At 34.6% G+C, this 246-nt stretch carries 1 protein-coding gene; it reads right to left on the bottom strand.

The features are described 5' to 3' along the window. Positions 1-246: FAD binding domain-containing protein (locus AOA59_RS31215; protein WP_178076322.1), on the bottom strand; the 246-nt coding region annotated here is incomplete at both ends.

The following is a 246-nucleotide window of genomic DNA, read 5'->3' as shown; positions in this document are numbered from 1 at the left end:
ATGTTAGTAACAATTTGAACCAAGAATTCACCACGCTCAAGTTGTAAGACTTGATTAAAAATATGATTAATAGATTCCGTCCTATACCCTTTAGGTCCTGCTATTATTACTTGACTATCGGTAAGGAGGAATGGTAGAACTACCTCTCTGTAAAAAATGTTCCCACAAATATTTCCACCAAGTGTGATTTTTGTTCTAGCAGTATGATCAGCAACATCTTTTGAAGTTTTTGTTAGTAGTGGAAAG

Origin of the sequence: Pseudomonas sp. 2822-15, assembly GCF_002742515.1 — a bacterium.
Lineage (GTDB): Bacteria > Pseudomonadota > Gammaproteobacteria > Pseudomonadales > Pseudomonadaceae > Aquipseudomonas > Aquipseudomonas salomonii.
Note: the sequence above shows the minus strand (reverse complement) of the source record. Positions and strands in the feature narration are given on the sequence as shown.